Annotated in this window: 13 protein-coding genes; 5 read left to right on the forward strand and 8 right to left on the reverse strand. The window is 60.1% G+C overall.

Translation table 11 applies throughout. The annotated features are described in order from the left end of the window. Positions 1-21: 21 nt before the first annotated feature. Together AC1RME_RS08025 and AC1RME_RS08030 are read right to left on the reverse strand one after the other, a co-directional pair. Complete coding sequence (locus AC1RME_RS08025; protein ID WP_096820046.1) at positions 22-831, reverse strand: polyketide synthase dehydratase domain-containing protein; 810 nt, start codon at positions 829-831, stop codon at positions 22-24. Continuing rightward, positions 828-5,375 carry an AMP-binding protein gene (locus tag AC1RME_RS08030; RefSeq protein ID WP_493091137.1) on the reverse strand — a complete coding sequence of 1,516 codons (4,548 nt, stop codon included), beginning with the start codon at positions 5,373-5,375 and terminating at the stop codon, positions 828-830. Before AC1RME_RS08030 ends, AC1RME_RS08025 begins: the two co-directional genes overlap by 4 nt. Here AC1RME_RS08030 and AC1RME_RS08035 point away from each other — a divergent pair. The 5 genes from AC1RME_RS08035 to AC1RME_RS08055 all read left to right on the forward strand — a co-directional run bounded on the left by AC1RME_RS08035 (position 5,256) and on the right by AC1RME_RS08055 (position 13,163). Next, positions 5,256-5,624: a hypothetical protein gene (locus AC1RME_RS08035; protein WP_255261916.1), complete on the forward strand. Its 369-nt coding sequence runs from the start codon at positions 5,256-5,258 to the stop codon at positions 5,622-5,624. The two genes, AC1RME_RS08030 and AC1RME_RS08035, sit on opposite strands and share 120 nt — an antisense overlap. 434 nt (positions 5,625-6,058) lie before the next feature. Beyond that, the gene (locus AC1RME_RS08040) at positions 6,059-7,492 is read left to right on the forward strand and encodes an MFS transporter (protein WP_096820048.1); all 1,434 of its coding nucleotides are present in this window, start codon (positions 6,059-6,061) and stop codon (positions 7,490-7,492) included. Positions 7,493-7,699: 207 nt separating this feature from the next. Then, the gene (locus tag AC1RME_RS08045; RefSeq protein WP_096820049.1) at positions 7,700-8,944 is read left to right on the forward strand and encodes an exonuclease SbcCD subunit D C-terminal domain-containing protein; all 1,245 of its coding nucleotides are present in this window, start codon (positions 7,700-7,702) and stop codon (positions 8,942-8,944) included. Continuing rightward, complete coding sequence (locus AC1RME_RS08050; RefSeq protein ID WP_096820050.1) at positions 8,941-12,582, forward strand: AAA family ATPase; 3,642 nt, start codon at positions 8,941-8,943, stop codon at positions 12,580-12,582. Before AC1RME_RS08045 ends, AC1RME_RS08050 begins: the two co-directional genes overlap by 4 nt. Further along, positions 12,579-13,163, forward strand: coding sequence for a glutathione S-transferase (locus tag AC1RME_RS08055; RefSeq protein WP_096820051.1), 585 nt, complete (start codon positions 12,579-12,581; stop codon positions 13,161-13,163). Before AC1RME_RS08050 ends, AC1RME_RS08055 begins: the two co-directional genes overlap by 4 nt. A gap of 4 nt (positions 13,164-13,167) precedes the next feature. Here the strand turns inward: AC1RME_RS08055 and AC1RME_RS08060 are convergent, their stop codons facing one another. The 6 genes from AC1RME_RS08060 to AC1RME_RS08085 all read right to left on the reverse strand — a co-directional run bounded on the left by AC1RME_RS08060 (position 13,168) and on the right by AC1RME_RS08085 (position 17,382). Next, on the reverse strand, positions 13,168-13,425 hold the full coding sequence (locus tag AC1RME_RS08060; protein WP_096820052.1) for a hypothetical protein: 258 nt from the start codon (positions 13,423-13,425) through the stop codon (positions 13,168-13,170). Then, a complete protein-coding gene (locus tag AC1RME_RS08065) occupies positions 13,422-13,634 on the reverse strand; it encodes a hypothetical protein (RefSeq protein WP_096820053.1) in 213 nt (70 codons plus the stop codon). Before AC1RME_RS08065 ends, AC1RME_RS08060 begins: the two co-directional genes overlap by 4 nt. Before the next feature lie 254 nt (positions 13,635-13,888). Then, positions 13,889-14,068, reverse strand: coding sequence for a hypothetical protein (locus AC1RME_RS08070; RefSeq protein WP_011334602.1), 180 nt, complete (start codon positions 14,066-14,068; stop codon positions 13,889-13,891). 156 nt (positions 14,069-14,224) lie between these two features. Next, the gene (locus AC1RME_RS08075) at positions 14,225-15,400 is read right to left on the reverse strand and encodes a lactonase family protein (protein WP_096820054.1); all 1,176 of its coding nucleotides are present in this window, start codon (positions 15,398-15,400) and stop codon (positions 14,225-14,227) included. Continuing rightward, positions 15,397-15,705: a DUF5629 family protein gene (locus tag AC1RME_RS08080; protein WP_096820229.1), complete on the reverse strand. Its 309-nt coding sequence runs from the start codon at positions 15,703-15,705 to the stop codon at positions 15,397-15,399. Before AC1RME_RS08080 ends, AC1RME_RS08075 begins: the two co-directional genes overlap by 4 nt. Before the next feature lie 96 nt (positions 15,706-15,801). Beyond that, on the reverse strand, positions 15,802-17,382 hold the full coding sequence (locus tag AC1RME_RS08085) for an aldehyde dehydrogenase (NADP(+)) (protein WP_096820055.1): 1,581 nt from the start codon (positions 17,380-17,382) through the stop codon (positions 15,802-15,804). Between the last annotated feature and the right edge of the window lie 2 nt (positions 17,383-17,384).

Consider the following 17,384-nt stretch of genomic DNA (forward strand, 5'->3'; position numbering starts at 1 on the left):
CATATGAATATGATCTGCGCTTTACAGAAGAGACGGCTTGACGCCCAGGTCGCGAACCGAAATCAGTGGTCTGCCGTCATGGCTGAGCACACAGATATCGGTTCGGAACTCAGTATGTTTCTGGGTAGTGACCCAGTATTCATTCGTGTGACTGAAGTCGATGGGCGCATGCAGTACCAGCGTGCCCAGCGAGAACGGCATCAGGCTGCCCCGCTCGATACCGATGGAAATCGCCATGCCCGATTGAAACGCGCAGTCCAGCAGATTACTGAAACAGAACCCGGCGCCGGCCTGCCTTGAAAGCAACGCCAGCGACTGTTGTTCATGGATGCACACATGGCTGATCTTTTTGAAGAACGGGCCGTAATCGATGCCCATGCCACTGAACTCTGCGTACACCTGCTGATGGTCGAAATGGCGACTTGAGTTCAGTACCAGTTGCTCGCGAATGCGCTGCCCCTGCGCAGGCACTTGCGTGACGGCGGTCTCGCTGCAAAGGCAGCCGAGGGCATAGGTGTGATCCTGGTCAGCAACAGTAAATGTCAGGCGCTGATTGCCGGCAGGCGTGAACTCGATATTGAGCCGAGGCGACGCGACGTTGCCAAGAAACGGTCTGAGCCACAGGCAGTCCTCAAGCGTGTTTGCCCTGAAGTGCGGAAAGAGCATCGTCGCGGTGTTCAGGACCAGTTCCAGGTAGCTCACACCGGGCAACACCGGCAACGATCGCACCTGATGATCGGAAAAACACGGATGATGAGGCGGCACACAGAGCGTCGCTCTGTGATTGCCAATCTGCTGAATGAACGGTGCAAAAATACCCGCCCCCATCATCCGAGCGATCCCTGTGCGGCACGCTGAGGTCGGACCTGGTCAAACCAGTACTCGCGCTCGTCGAAGCGATACGTCGGCAGGTGTACCCGCTGGCCGCTTTCGCCCTGATGCACGCTTGCCCAATCCAGTGTCTCACCCTGCAAGAAGCACTCACGCAGGGCGGACAACCTTTCATGCCGAGGCAGATCTGCCGGCAGCGAGGCAGCAATGTTCTCATTGGCTTGCGCGGTGGCGCGCCATGAGGCCGACGGCAGTGCCATCTGCTGCACCAGATCGGCAAGGCTGCTGGCCACCCAAGCCAATCGGTACTCCGCCTGAGCACGACCGTTATTGCATGTGTAAGCGACCTGCTCCAGGCCAAGCAGCGAAGGATCGGACTGCGTCGTGCGATACAAAAAGTCTCCGAGCTGTTCCCGCATGGCTTGCAAGGCTTTGTCGCTCGCCGCCGACAACGTCACCAGATAACTGGCGTGAAGATTGGCACAAGGCTCACGGCGAGGCGCCTGGCCGACCACCAGGTGAGCATTGGCCCCCCCGAAACCGAAAGAGCTGATACCCGCAACCTGCGGCGATGGCCATGGCCGTGTCTGACTGAGGATCGAGAACGGTGACTGCTCAAGATCGATCAGTGGATTCAGACGATTGAAATGATGGTTTGCCGTCAGCGTGCCGTGCTGCATGGCCAGCAGCACTTTGGCCAGCGAGGCAGCTCCGGCGGCTGGTTCCAGATGACCGATATTGGATTTCACCGCCCCTAGCCAGACCGATTGCGGCGGCTGGTTCGGACACAGTTCGCGCCACGCACTCTTGAGCGCATCGATTTCGATAGGATCGCCCAGCAGCGTGCCAGTGCCGTGGGTCTCGATGTAGCTGACTTGCGCGGCAAGCGCAGGACTGTAGACGCGTGTCAACAGTGCCGCTTGAGCGGCCGGGTTGGGTGCCGTCAGGGAGTTGGCCCGGCCGCCATGATTTTCGCCATGCGCCAGGATAACGCCATGAATGGCATCGCCATCCTGTTGCGCCTGACGCAAGGGTTTGAGCAAGAAGCAGCCGACACCTTCTGCACGGACGTAGCCATCAGCAGACTCATCGAAACTGGCACAACGAAAGCGTGGCGACATGAAGTTGCCGGCCTGCAGCCCCAGGGAAATCTGCTCATCGGCAATCAGGTTGATACCACCCGCAAGAGCGACGTCGCACACGCCCGAAGCCAGATCCTGACACGCCTTGACCAGTGCACTCAATGAACCCGAGCAGGCGGTATCAAGGGTGAACGACGGACCGCGCCAATCAAAGAAACTCGACAGGCGATTGGCCAGAATACTCAACGAGTTGCCGGGCAGCGTGTACGGGTTGGATGGCGTCGAAAACTTCGCTTGCAGGGTCGCGTAGTCGGCGCCCGTGCCTGCAATGTAGCAACCGGTTCGAGTGCCGGCCAGGGTTTGCGGCGCATAGCCGGCGTCTTCGAGCGTACGCCAGGTCGTCTGCAAAAGCAGTCGCTGACGCGGATCCATGTAATTGGCTTCCAGCGGCGAGATGGAAAACAGTCGGGCATCGAACGTCTTGATGTTCTTCAGAAAGCCGCCCTGCAAAGGCGCGGTGAAACCGGGACGCAAGGTACTGGAGATCAGGTTTCGATTGTCCAGCAACGCCTGCCAGAACGCGGGGGCTTCAAGATCTTCCGGCATCAGCACGGAATACCCGATGATCGCGACCTGCCCGTCCTGCTCCGTCGAAGAGTCCGGTTGCGGTTTCGCCTGCGCCTGCTGGCTGTCGGCATCAGCGTCGAGCGGCGAACGATTCGACAGTTCTGCGCTGATGGCCGCCAGCGTGTTGAGTGCATAGAAGCGATGCGGGGCAATGCGCACGCCGAGCTCATCGGACAGCGCCTGAGACAGCAGATTGTAGGAAATCGAGTTCAACCCCAGCCAGCCCAGAGGTAAGTGGCGGTCATGAACGTCCACCCCCAAACACGACAGGATAATTGCGCGAACACTGGCCTCGCTGTCCGCAAACGCCACAACTGCGGGCTCCGGAGTTGCCAAGGGTGTGCTCGCGCCAATGGCTTTGGCGCTCAGTTGCATCAGCGGCTCGCTGGCCAGACGGCGCAAATCGACCTTGCCACTCGAGGTCAGCGGGATCGCTTCCAGGGGCAACAAGGCAGACGGAATCATGTAAAGCGGCAGGGCTTTCTTCAGTTCCGACAGGACGCTCGACTCATCCACGGCATCGCCCTGCCCCGACCAATAAAAACTGCATAAGTGGGGAACAGTACCCGTGCGCACGACGGTGAACACCTCCATCGGCCCGAGCAGTGCGGCGAGACGCACATTGATTTCTTCAATTTCGATTCGATGGCCGTTGAGTTTGAGCTGACTGTCGGCACGCCCCAAATAGGTCAGCTGGCCCTCGCCGAAATGCCTGACCCGGTCCCCGGTACGGTAGACCTTGCCCTGTATACCGGGTACATCGATGAATGCGCTTTGGCTATCGACATTCAAATAACCTGGCGCGACGTTGGCGCCACTGATCAGCAGCTCCCCGGCCTGGCCACTGGCGACGGTTTGTAAATGCTCGTCAACGACGTAGAAACGATTGTTCAGTAGCGGGCGACCGAGGTGAATCACCTGCGGATCGTCAATTCGTGCGCAAGACGCCCAGATCGTAGCCTCTGTAGGGCCATACACGTTGTACAACAGGTGCCTGTCGCGCAGCAGGAACCGAGCGATATCAGGCGTCAGCGCTTCGCCGCCGCAGACAATCGTCAACGGGCGGGGGCAGGACCAGCGAGCATTCTTGAGCAAACGCCAGGACGCCGGCGTGGCCTGGACAACCGTGGCCGCAGACTCATTGATGTACTGCGAGAGAGCGGGTGCCGAGCGCCGGACCTTATCCTCTACAATTTCCAGTGTGGCGCCGACGACCAGTGGCAACAGCAGTTCGAGAATCGAGATATCGAAACTGATGGGCGTCAATGCCAGGAAATGATCGTCCTCACAGAACCCCGGCTCGAACGTCATGGCCAAGAGAAAATTCGCCAGATTGTCTCGGGTCGGGGCGACCCCCTTGGGCACACCGGTCGAACCCGAAGTGAACAGAATGTAGGCCTGATCACAACCCATTTGCCGCAGCGGTTCCTGACTGTCACGTGGCGATATCGCGGCAGTGCAAGGCAGCTCGATCACCCGCACGTCTGGATGACGGGCACGCAGGCCGGCAACATCGGCCTGTCCGTCACTGAGCACCACGGCCATTCGCGTTGTCGTGAGGACGGCGTCCAGTCGCTGTGCCGGCAACGCGCTGTCCAGCGGAATAAACGGCACCTGCAGATTCAGTGCAGCAAGCATCGACACCGGTAGCCACGAAGAGCGTCCCAGCATCAGACCGATACCGTACCGCAGGGAGTCTTCCTGCACGAGCGCCTGAATCTGTCGGGCCAGATGCTGCGCCTGATCGAACATTTGTGCGTACGTCAGCACCTGTTGCGGCGCCTGAACGGCGATTTTTTCCGGACGCCGTTGCACCTGCTCTTGAAAGCGTGCGACCACGCTGTCGGCCTCGGTCAATGCCTGCACATCACCACAGACAGCCGGCCGCAGAGGCTGGCTGAAATCGATGGCATCGATCGCGGTGTCGCCATCACTGACAAATCGATTCAACACTTGCAGCAGATTATCGGCCCACTCGTTGACCAGCGCTGGCGTGGCAAGACTGCGAGGCATATCGACACTGAGGGCCAGTTCATCAGCCTCGTGATGGAAATTCACCGCCAGGTCGTAGGGCCCGCCGGTGGTCGGCCGTTCAACCAGTTCGACCCTGAGCGCTTCCAGCTCAGGGCAGACACTGGGCAACAGCCCTTCTGACTGATTGACCACAACGTTCAAGACCGGACGATTGCGGTTGAGCCGTTCCTCAGCCAGGCCCAACAACCGCTGCGGCGCCAGTTGCTGATGCGGCCTGACAGCTCGACGCTCCTGATCCACATGGTTGAGGTACTGGCGAGGCGACCAATCCGGATGATGGGGAATCCACAGGGGCACAAGGCTGGTGAAGCACCCTGGCACTGTGGGCTCTTGCCGAGTGTCGAGGGTGTGCGCAATGCTGACCCCGTCAAGATCCTGATCATTGCTGTAACGCGCAACGGTGATGGCCGTCGCAGCCACGATCAACCTGAACAACGTACTGTTAGATTCGACGACAACGTTCCGGAGCGCCGCATAGTTCGGGCCGTTCAGCGAGCGCTTCACCGTCACAAAAGACGATTCGCCGCGATGCCCCGCCTTGAGGAATGGCAGTGCCTGACCCAGTGGATACCGGCTCAGCCGATCTTTCCAGAACGCCAGAGAGTCGACCGACTCTGGGGGCACCGCCTCACCTGCACGACTGCGCGGACTTTGAATCTCAGAGACCGATTCGGACTGCACATGCGTTTGTCCGTAAAGGCGGGACAGCAGGGTGCAAAATATCCGATAGCACTGCCCATCGAAGATCAGATGGCTGAACGTCAAACGCAGATGGTGGAGATGCTCCGAATGCCGGGTCAGCGTGAAGCGAAACAGTCGGTTGTCCGGGAGCGAAGCGGCCAGATTGCAGACAACACCCGTATCACTCAGGGGAGGACTTTCTACATATTCCAGGACGTTTTCCGGCATGGCAGCCGGATAAACATGAACACCGTAGGCTCTTCTCACGAATGTACTCAAAGCCACCGGATAATGGCGACGCATCAAAGTACTCAGTGCATCACTCAACACAGTTGCCACTATATCGCCATGAAGCAAGAAGCCATATGACAGCATGCAACCGGGATCGGCCCGATTATTCTCGATGCGCTCGAATATAAGCTCTTCATAGCAACTTGCGAGCCTGTGCATTGTATATCGGCCCTCCCGGCCACTATTTCGGCGCTTAATTAAACGCCCAGTCCATAAACTCTAAAAACATACACAAATACAATATGTTACGACAAACAACTGATACTCGACTGCGGCACTGCCATCAACTATTGACGAAGAGCCTACATCACCAAAAGCGAATGAAGCAACCCGACTTGCAAATATCAAATATTGGGCTACATTCACTGCGAAATCACATTTTGCGCCCGTGATACCTGTTTAAATATCGTGCCGACGGCGTGAAAAAACCTTCACTGAAATCCTACTTCGCCCCATAAATACGGCACTTCCGGGATCGTTTACTCAAGCAACTTATTACATGGATATTTTTTATGGATGATATAAGCACTCGCTCACTTCCCTTGAGCCTTGCGCAGGAGGCTTATCGCGAGAAACGCTGGCAAGCCTTAATGATTATTTGCCTGGCCACGTTGATGATTGTGCTCGACACCACCATCGTTAACGTCGCGTTACCCTCGATAAAATTGCAACTGGGCTTCAGCGATGTTTCGCTGGCCTGGATCGTCAATGCGTACTTGCTGACGTTCGGCGGTTTCCTGTTGCTGGGCGGTCGTCTGGGCGACTTGTACGGACAGCGCAATCTGTTTATTACCGGGGTCACGGTCTTCACTCTGGCATCGCTGGCCTGCGGCATGGCCTCGACGCAATGGACACTGGTGGCGGCACGGGGTTTTCAGGGCCTCGGTGGTGCATTGGTCACAGCCACGGCGCTGTCACTGATCATTCATTTGTTCACCGACCCGATCGAGCGCGCGAAAGCCATCGGCGCCTACAGCTTTGTGTGTGCCGGCGGCGGCAGCATCGGCGTATTACTGGGCGGCGTGCTGACCAACACTTATGACTGGCACTCGATTTTCCTGGTCAATCTGCCTTTGGGCGTTATCGTCCTTGGCTTAACCCTGAGGTTGCTGCCGCCAGCCGAAAACATCAGCAGAGCTTCGCTCGATGTCGGCGGCGCCATCACCATCATCGCCGCACTGATGCTGGCGGTGTATTCGATCATGAATGGCAATCACGTTGGCTGGGGATCTGTGCAAACCCTCGGGTTACTGGCGCTGGCGGCCTTGTCCTTCGTGCTGTTCCTGGTCATAGAGACTCGCGTGAAAGAACCGCTGGTGCCGCTACGGCTGTTCCGGCTGCGAAACCTGAGCACGGCCAATCTGATCGGCGTGCTGTGGGCAACGTCGATGTTCGCCTGGTTTTTTCTTTGCGCTCTGTACCTGCAGCAGGTATTGGGCTATAGCCCGCTCGAAGTAGGATTGGCGTTTTTGCCCGCCAACCTCGTGATGGCCGTGTGTTCGTTGAGCCTGTCCTCCCGACTGATCATCCGCTACGGTATCAAGCCCCCGTTGGTAGTGGGTCTCGCTCTGGCCGCAGCAGGGCTGCTCCTGCTGTCGCGAGCACCGGTCAACGGTGATTTTCTGATGGACGTCTTGCCTGGGATGCTCTTGCTCGGATTGGGTGCAGGGATGGCTTTCAATCCGGTCCTCGTCGCCGCCATGAACGATGCCCCCCCCAGCGAGTCGGGTCTCGCCTCGGGCATCGTCAATACATCCTTCATGATGGGAGGCGCGTTAGGCCTGGCCTTCATCAGCAGCCTCGCCGCATACCATCGTGACCATCTTGTGGAGAGCGGTCTGGCGCCGCTTGAGGCATTGAGCAGCGGCTATTCCATGGCATTTCTGGCGGGGGCCGTGCTTGCCCTCGCGGCCTCGCTGGCAGGCGCCGTGCTACTGCGCAAATAACCGTTCAAGCACAATCGCCCGACGAAACCCGCTACCCCGAGGCAGGCTGTACACATCGCAGACGTTGGCCGCTGAAGTCTGAGCGGCCCGCGTCTGCGATTTGTCTGCCCTTTCTGCATTCCAGACCTTTTGCCAGTAAACTCCCTCTCTTTCCAGCCGCCATTCCATTGCACGCGGCCATCATCTATTTCTGTTGCGGAGTTTGCCTTGCGTCTGTTTCACACCTCCGACTGGCACCTTGGGCAAAACCTGCACGGCCAGGAGCGCGATTTCGAGCATGCATGCTTCCTCGAGTGGCTGCTGCGCCAATTGAAGCTGGTGCAGCCGGACGTGCTGCTGATCGCCGGCGACATCTTCGACACGGTGAACCCGCCGGTCAAAGCCCAGGAACGCCTCTACGACTTCATCGTCAGCGCCCACGAGCAGCAGCCGTTGCTGACTATCGTGATGATCGCCGGCAACCACGATTCCGGCTCGCGGATCGAGTTGCCCGCGCCCTTGATGCGGCGTTTGCGCACCCATGCGTTGGGTCGGGTATTGTGGCTCGACGACGGCCAGCTCGATGCGGAACGCTTGTTGCTGCCGCTGCCGAATGCGTCCGGCGAGATCGCCGCGTGGTGCCTCGCGCTGCCGTTCCTGCGGCCTGCCGAAGTGACCGGCGCGCATCTGGGTGACAACTATCTGCGCGGTATTGGCCAGGTGCATGAATGGCTGATCGAAGCGGCCAACGCCAAGCGCCAGTCGGGCCAGGCACTGGTCGCCATCAGTCATGCGCACATGGCCGGTGGGTCGGTGTCGGAAGACTCCGAACGCAGTCTGATCATCGGCAACGCCGAAGCCCTGCCGGCCAGCCTGTTCGGGTCGAGCATCAGCTATGTCGCCCTCGGTCATTTGCACAAGCCGCAGAAGGTCAACGGTGAAGAACGGATTCGCTACAGCGGCTCGCCGATCCCGTTGTCGTTTTCGGAAATCAGTTATCAGCATCAGGTGCTCGACGTCGTTCTGGACGGCGAAACCCTGGTCAGCGTCGAGTCAATGCTGATTCCCCGCTCCGTCAATCTGCAACGTCTCGGCCCTGCGCCGTTGGCGGAAATCCTGCTGCAACTGGCCGACCTGCCGAACATCGACCTGCTGGCCGAAACCCAGCGCCAGCCGTGGCTGGAAGTCCGAGTCCGACTCGATGAGCCACAGCCAGACTTGCGCCATCAAGTCGAAAGCGCCCTGCAAGGCAAAGCCGTGCGACTGGTGCGGATCGCGGCGGAGTACGCGGGCAACCGTGGCGCTGACGGCACAGAAGACAGCAGCGCGCTGATCGAACTGGACCAACTCACCCCGCAGGAATTGTTCAGCCGCGCCTGGCTCGACAATTACGGCAACGAGGTCGATGAGCAAACCCTCAAGGACTTCGCCGAACTGCTGCAAGACGTACAAATGGAGGGCGAGCAGCCATGAAGATTCTCGCCATTCGTTTGAAGAACCTTGCTTCGCTGGCCGGCCCGTTCGAGATCGACTTCACCGCCGAACCGCTGGCCAGCGCCGGTCTGTTCGCCATCACCGGCCCGACCGGTGCCGGCAAAAGTACCTTGCTCGATGCCCTGTGCCTGGCGTTGTTTGGCTCTGTGCCGCGTTTGAACAACACCAGCCGTGACGCCAAGGTGCCGGACGCCGACGGCGAAATCGCCACTGGCGACCCACGCACACTGCTGCGGCGCGGCACGGGTGAAGGTTTTGCCGAAGTGGATTTTGTCGGCGTCGATGGCCGCCGTTATCGCGCTCGCTGGGAAGCCAACCGCGCCCGGGAAAAGGCCGGCGGCAAGTTGCAGGCCAGCCGTCAGAGCCTGCGCGACATCGATCAGGATCAACTGCTCGCCAGCCAGAAAGGCGAATACAAGGTTCAGCTCGAAGCAGCACTGGGCCTGAATTTCGAACAGTTCACCCGCGCCGTGCTGCTGGCCCAGAGCGAGTTCAGTGCGTTCCTCAAGGCCGATGACAACGACCGCAGCGAACTGCTGGAAAAACTCACCGATACGGCGCTCTACACCCGCCTCGGCCGGCGCGCATTCGACAAGACCAAAGAGGCGCGCGAAGCCCACAAACAGTTGCAGGATCAAGCCACCGGCGTGACCCCGCTGCCGCCCGAGGCTCGCGCCGAACTCGACGAACGCTTCAACGCCGCCCAGCAGCAACTGAAGTTGCAGCAGGCCCAGCTCAAACAGCTTGAGCAACAACACACCTGGCTCAAGGATCTGCACCTGTTGCAGGACGCGCAGCAGGCGGCCGCCGAGCAACTGCAGAGCGCCGAACACGAGCGCGAAACGCTGGCCGGCGAACGCCTGCGATTGACACGTCTGGAACAACTCGCCCCGCAACGGCATCAGTTCGCCCGCAAGGCTGAGATCGATTCACTACTGACGCCATTGGCGGCGCAAATCAGCGCACACACCCAGCAACAAGGCGAGCTGACTGAACGCCAGACTCAACTTGAGCAAGACCTCAGTGCCGCACAAATCGCCCTGACCCAGGCACAGACGCAACAGAGCGAAAGCGCGCCGCTGTTGCGTCAGGCCTTCGATGAACAAAGCACCCTCGCCCGCCTCGCCAGGGAAGTCGCCTCCGGCGCCGAAGCGAAGCAGAGCGCCGAACAGGCCTGCACTCAGGGCCAGAGCGCAATCCAGACCCTGCTCGACCAACAGAAAATGGTCGCCGAACGCTTGCAACGTATTGCCACCGATCTTGAGCAAAGTGCTCATCTGGCACCGTTGAGCGAAGCCTGGAATGCCTACCGCGACCGCTTGCAGCAACTGATGCTGATCGGCAACCGGTTGAACAAGGGCGAGAGCGAACTGGCGAATCTCGAACAGAACGCCGCCCGCGCCACCGAAGAGCTGGCCACGCAAAAGCAGCAGCTTGAAGTGCTGTTCAAGGAGGCCGGCGCCGAGCCGGACGCCGTCGCCGAGCAGATCGGCATCCTCGGCACGCTGTTGCAGGACAACCGCAAGCAACTGCGCGCCGTCGAAGACCTGACACGCCTTTGGGCCAGTCAGCAGGATCTGGACAAACGTGGTGCCGAGCTGCAACAGCGTCAGCTCGATGCGCAACAGGAGCGCGAGCGCCTGACCCAGGACGGGGTGAAAACCAAATCCGAACTGACCGTTGCCGAACAAACCCTTAACGTCACCCGCGAACTGCTCGAACGCCAGCGCCTGGCCCGCAGTGCCAGTGTCGAAGAGCTGCGTGCGCAATTGCAGGACGACCAGCCGTGCCCGGTTTGCGGCAGCAACGAACACCCCTATCACCAGCCGGAAGCTCTGCTGCAAAGCCTCGGTCGTCACGATGAAAGCGAGCAGGCCAGCGCGCAGCAAGCGGTCGATCAACTGAAGGAAAAACTCAGCGAGCTGCGTACCAACGTCGGTGGTGTGATTGCCCAACAGAAAGAGTTGCTGCAACAGCAGGAACAACTGGCGGCACAACAGCAAACGCTGACGCCGAGCATCGAGGCTCATCCGCTGGCAGCTCAGTTGCTGAATCAGGACAGCGACAAACGCGCTGCCTGGCTCGCTCGCCAGAACGATCAACTGAACCAGAGCATCACCCAGGACGAACAGCGTCAGGCGGCCCTGCTCACCTTGCAACAGGATGCGGCGCGCCTGACCCAGCAATTGCGTCACGCCGAAACCGCACACCAGCAAGCGGCGCAGCACCTGAGCAATCAACAGCGCGAGCTGAGCGCTGACCGGCAGCGTCTGGACGAAGAGCTCGCAGCCTTCGCCACGCTGCTGCCCTCCGAGACTCACGAAGCCCTGCGCGCCGAGCCGGCCGCGACCTTCATGCAGCTTGACCGGCAGATCGCCGAGCGACTGGCGCAAGTCGATCAGCAAAAGGAAGAACTGGCTGAGCAACAACAACGCCAGCAGACGCTTGAGAAGGAACAGGATCGTCAGCAAAGCCGCGTGCAGCAACTGCAAAACGCTGAACAGCAACTCAACGCGCTGACCGCTCAGCAACAGGCCAGCCAAGAGAAACTGACGCAATTGCTGGGCGATCACAACTGCGCCGAACACTGGCAGCAGCAGCTTGAACTGGCGGTAGAACAGGCACGCAACGCCAAATCCACCACGACTCAGGCACTGCAAGGCGTGCACACGCAACTCGTGCAAATCGCCGCCGAACTCAAAGCGCAGCAGGAGCGTTGGCAGGCGCTGGAAACCGAAGAGCGCGATCTGGCCGGCAAGATTGCCGACTGGCGTGCTCGCCATCCGGAACTGGATGACGGCGGCCTCGAAGATCTGTTGCGGGTCGACGACGCGCAGGTCGGCGAGTTGCGCGAGCGTTTGCAGCGCAACGAAAAAGCCCTGGAACACGCCAAAGTGCTGTTGCAGGAACGTGATCGCCAGTTGCTCGAACATCAGGCGCAGCACAACGGCAACCTCGAAGCCGAACAACTCACTGTCGCCCTCGCCGACGTACAGAACCAGTGCAGCGCGAGCGAACAGCTCTGCGCCGAGCTGCGTGCCGAGCAAGTCGAAGATCAGCGCCGGCAAAACGCCAATTCCGCGCTGTCGCAGCAGATCGCCGACGCCTATGCCGAGTATCAGCGCTGGGCGCGACTCAATGCCTTGATCGGCTCGGCCACCGGTGACACCTTCCGCAAGATCGCCCAGGCCTACAACCTCGACCTGCTGGTGCATCACGCCAACGTGCAGCTGCGGCAACTGGTCAAGCGCTATCGCCTGAAACGTGGCGGCAGCATGCTCGGCCTGCTGGTGATGGACACCGAAATGGGCGACGAACTGCGTTCGGTGCATTCGCTGTCCGGCGGCGAAACCTTCCTGGTGTCGCTGGCGCTTGCACTGGGCCTGGCCTCGATGGCGTCGAGCACGCTGAAAATCGAATCGCTGTTCATCGACGAAGGCTTCGGCAGCCTCGATCCGGAATCCCTGCAACTGGCGATGGACGCCCTCGACGGCTTGCAGGCGCAGGGCCGCAAGGTCGCGGTGATTTCCCACGTGCAGGAAATGCATGAGCGGATTCCGGTGCAGATTCAGGTACAGCGCCAGGGCAATGGTTTGAGCACACTGGAGGTGAAATGAACACGCTGTATTCGTTCCGCCGCTGCCCGTATGCGATGCGCGCGCGGATGGCCCTGCGTTATTCGGGCGTGCCGGTGGAGATCGTCGAAGTCAGCCTCAAGGCCAAACCGGCCGAGATGCTGGCGATCTCGCCCAAGGGCACGGTGCCGGTGCTGGATGCGGAGGGTCAGGTAATCGATGAGAGTCTGGAGATCATGCGCTGGGCACTGGCGCAGAACGATCCGCAGGGCTGGTTGCTGGGTGGGGACTCACGGATTGCCGAGTTGATCGAAACCAACGATCAAGTGTTCAAGGTGCACCTGAATCGCTACAAGTACGCCGAGCGTTATCCGGAACAACCGATGGAGGTTTATCGCGCCGAAGGTGCGTTGTTCCTGCAGAAGCTGGATGAGTTGCTCGAAGGCCGCGACTACTTGTTGAGCGATCATCCTTGCCTGGCCGATATCGCGCTGCTGCCCTTCGTTCGCCAGTTCGCCCATGTCGATCGCGAATGGTTTGCTCAGACACCTTACGTGCGGTTGCAGGGTTGGTTGCAGCGGTTCCTGGAATCAGATCTGTTCACCGCCATCATGAAAAAGTAAGCGCTTACGCCAACACTTCGCACATCCCTATCGCCGAGCAATCCACCTCGAACGGCCCGAAGAACTCGGCCGAGGTTTTCACGGGTGGATTGCCGGCCAGCAGCCCCAACGCATTGGCGCGTTCGATGTTGTGGGCGATGGTGTGGTTGGCCTCTATGGCCCGGGCCAGACCGCCGACCGAGCCCTGACCGAATCCCAGAAGAGACGTGCCGTTGGTCATGATCGCCAGACCGGCGATGATCCAGAATCTGTAGCCTTTCATGCTCCGACGGCTCCCGCGAGTTCAACTGAATCCACCGCTGCGCTTTGCGAGCGGAGTTCGAACTGGACGCCGGGATGCGCGATCTGGATCGGTGTATCGAAGCTGTGCTGCGATTGGGACGAGAGGCTGACGAACAGCACCATGACCAGGTACAGACCGATGGCCAGGTAGGCGCCGCGTTTGGCGGAAGTGATGATTGAACTGGCCATGATGTGTGCTCCGTGGACAATGTTTCGACGCCCACAGAATCAATCAAAAAAGCCGGGGTAACCACTCAGGGTTTGGCATAGTAACCATCAGCTTCGTTGATTATTTAGCCGGTCTATCCCGCCGTTTGAAAATACCTATTACCTGTCGGTGCGCACGCAAAAAACTGCCCAAGGCTGCGATCTTTTGATTTTGCTTTTGATAAACAAGATCAAAGGATCGCAGCCTTGGGCAGTTCCAGGACGTGACGGAAATTTCAGTGTTGAGCTTTGTGATCCAGGGCGGCGTAGAAGTTGGCGCTCTGTTGCAGGTATTTCTGGGTGTAGCTCTGGGTGTGGGATTTTTTGTCGCTGATTTCAACGTTGGCGCTGGCTGGCAGAGCAACGGTGGCGGAGATGGCGGAAGCGGCGATGATCGAGAAGAGATTGAAGTTCATGGCGGTAACCCTCGTGTTCGGTTGGCTTGCTTGCCCGGTTGGGCCGTGAAGCAAACTTAACGCTCGAGGGTCGCTCGCTTGAAATGCTTTGCACCATTACCTGTTATCAGCAGGATTAATACAAAGCTTCAGGCCCCGTAGACCGGGGCCTGCGGCTTATTGACGCAGCAGAAACTTGAGGTCGCTCGGGGCGTCCATCGGCAGTTTTTGCACGGTTTTGCCGAGCAGACCGGTCTTGCCGTCGCGTTCAACCACAACAATCTGGTTGCTCTTCTGGTTGGCGATCAGCAGGAATTTACCGCTCGGATCGAGGCTGAACTCGCGCGGGTGATCGCCTTCCACCGAACGCCGTTGCAGCTCCTTGAGCTGGCCGGTGGCCGGGTCGATGGCGAACACCAGCAGCTGATTGGCGGTGCCACGGTTGCTGACGTAGAGGAATTTGCCATCGGCAGACGCGTGCAGCGCCGCAGCGGCTTTGTCCGAGGTCGGCTGGCCGGCCGCCAGGTCGACCATTTGCGTCTGGGTCAGCACGCCGTCGTTGTAGTCGAACACCGCAACCTGCGCGCTCATTTCCATGGTCAGCCAGGCATGCTTGCCGTCAGCGCTGAACAGCAGATGACGCGGCCCGCTACCCGCTGGCAGTTGCACCGAAGCGGTTTTCGCCGGGGTCAGCGGCAGGTCCGGATTGGCTTTCGGGTCGAATTGGTAGACAAAGACTTTGTCTGCGCCCAGGTCGTTGGAGAACACATAACGACCGTCCGGCGAGGAAATCGTCGAGTGCACATGGTTCGAGGCCTGACGTTCAGGGTTGACCCGACTCGCCGGGTGAGCGCTCATCTGCACCACCGGTTTGAGTTTGCCGTCGCTGCCGACCGGCAACACCGCGAGGGTGCCGCCCGGATCTTCGACCACGGAATAGTTGCTGACGAACAGATGGCTGGCGTCGCCGCTGAGGCTCGAATGGGTCGGCTCGTTGCCCAGGCTCTGGACCTGATTGATCAGGGTCAGCGCATGAGTTTTCGGATCGATGGAATAGCTGCTGACGCGACCGACCGGGTCTTTCTGGCCAGGGCCGTTTTCATTGACCACGAACACCCGGTGCTGATCCTTGGACAGGGTCAGCCACGACGGGTTTTCGCTCTTGATCACTTGCAGCGGCTTGGCATCGATCTGGCCGGTGGCGCTGTCGAAGTTCATCCGGTAGAGGCCCTGGCTGGTGCCGGCGGTGTAGGAGCCGACCAGCAACTGGAAGCTCTCGGCTGACGCGCTGGAAAGGCCCATCGCACCGACGCTGCCGGCAATCAACAATGGCCAGAATTTACGCATGTTCATTCGGCTTCATCCTCGTCGTCGGCGCTGCTGAGTACATCGCCGAGGCAGATCAGACGGTGTTCGCCGACGGTTTTGGTGTCGCTGGCAAAACCGACGATCAACCAGCTCTGCAGGTCCTGGTCAAACGTCGCCGCTTCAACCTGAGCCGGCGTGAACTCCCAATGCCTGGCCGTTCGGCCATCGATGCACTCGATGTGCAGATTGTCGTCTTCATCGAGGGCGAATTCGAAGGCGTGCAGGCCGTCGATTTCGACCATACCGCAGTGTTCGAGGGCGTTGAGAAGGGTGTCGGTTACGGCAGTCATGGCAATCATGTCTTTCAGGGGGAAAGTGGCAATGATAGCTCAATGTGACCGCCGGGCCTTAGGGGAGCTTGCCCACACAAGGCCCGACGGCCCGGCTTAGAGAGCCTCGCGCGAGGGTTTGCCATCCACCAGCCGCTGAATGCGCAGCGGGTTGGCATTTTTCAGCGGTTCCGGCAGCAGGCTGTCGGGATAGTTCTGGAAGCACACCGGGCGTAGGAAACGGTCGATCGCCAGGGTGCCGACCGAGGTGCCGCGAGCATCGGACGTCGCCGGATACGGCCCGCCGTGGACCATCGAGTCACACACTTCGACACCGGTCGGGTAACCGTTGAGCAGGATCCGCCCGACCTTCTGTTCCAGCAACGGCGTCAGTTCCGGGAACTGCACGAAGTCCGCCGGCTCGCCGATGATCGTCGCGGTGAGTTGTCCATGCAGGCCGTGCAGCGCCGCGCTCAGTTGCGCCTGATCCGCCACTTCAACGATCACTGTGGTCGGGCCGAACACTTCTTCCTGAAGCACTTCATCGCCGTCGATCAACAGGCTGGCATCAGCCTTGAACAGCTGCGGCCGCGCCTGACTGCCCTGCTGCGGATTACCGGCCAGATGCTCGATGCCGGCATGCGCCAACAGTTTTTCCAGACCTTTGCCGTAGCTGCCGAGGGTGCCGGCATTGAGCATCGTTTGCGTCGGTTGGTCGCCGATCAACGCCGCGACCTGCTCAATGAATGCCGTGAACTGCGGCGAGCGAATGCCGATCACCAAACCCGGGTTGGTACAGAACTGACCGCAGCCCTGCACCACCGACGCGGTCAGATCACGGGCAACAGTTTCCGAACGAACTGTCAGGGCCTGGGGCAGAACGATTACCGGGTTGATGCTCGACATCTCGGCGAACACCGGGATCGGTTGCGCACGCGCTGCGGCCATGTCACACAGTGCCCGTCCACCTCGCAGCGAACCAGTGAAGCCCACGGCCTGAATCGCCGGATGCTTGACCAGCCACTCGCCGACTCCGCCGCCGTAGATCATGTTGAACACACCGGCCGGCATCGCGGTTTTTTCTGCCGCCCGAATCACCGCATCGGCCACAAGTTCGGCCGTGGCCATGTGGCCGCTGTGAGCCTTGAACACCACCGGGCAGCCGGCGGCCAGCGCCGACGCGGTGTCGCCGCCTGCGGTGGAGAATGCCAGCGGAAAGTTACTGGCACCGAACACCGCCACAGGCCCGAGGCCGATGCGGTATTGACGCAGATCGGGGCGCGGCAGCGGCTGACGATCCGGCAGCGGCAGGTCGATGCGCGCACCGTAAAAATCACCGCGTCGCAGCACTTTGGCGAACAGCCGCATCTGGCCACTGGTGCGTCCGCGTTCACCCTGAATCCGCCCGGCAGGCAACGCTGTTTCGCGACAAACCACGGCGACGAAATCATCGCCCAGCGCATCCAGCTCATCGGCAATCGCATCGAGAAACTGCGCGCGGCGTTCGGCGCTCAGGCTGCGATAGGCGGGATACGCAGCAGCAGCCGCTTTGGCGGCCGCATCCACTTCCCCTTCCGTAGCCTGAATGAAATCGTGGGGCAGTGTTTCGCCCGAGGTGGCGTCGACGCTTTGCAGCTTGACGTTGCCCGCCGCGCTGCGACGCCCGCCGATGTAGTTGTGACCGAGAATCTGAGTCATGG

The organism is Pseudomonas sp. GW822-FHT03F08 (genome assembly GCF_058801265.1).